1 protein-coding gene is annotated in these 252 nt (G+C 55.6%); it reads right to left on the reverse strand.

Annotation, left to right across the window (positions count from 1 at the left end; translation table 11 throughout):
- The coding region (locus tag Q5L94_RS13960) for a hypothetical protein (protein ID WP_317498952.1) at nt 1-252 on the reverse strand (252 nt) is incomplete at both ends.

Consider the following 252-nt stretch of genomic DNA (forward strand, 5'->3'; position numbering starts at 1 on the left):
GTAACGCCGTCGCGAATTTCGAACAGCTTTTCTGCCTGTCGGGAGGTGAGGCGAAAGTCGCGCAACGCGAGACGCGCCTCAGCGTGCTTCTCGCTAAATTTGAGGTCTTTGCGCTCCTTTGGACTGAGCGCGATAACCTTTTCCGCCTGCTCGACAGTGTCGAGCAGAAATGTCAACTCCCACTCACTGAAGAGATTTTCAGCCACCTTCCTCATCGCGAGAAGGCTGAGGTCAAGGTCCGTAACCTTGCCC

Source organism: Idiomarina sp. Sol25 (assembly GCF_033052775.1).
In the GTDB taxonomy this organism is placed as follows: Bacteria; Pseudomonadota; Gammaproteobacteria; order Enterobacterales; family Alteromonadaceae; genus Idiomarina.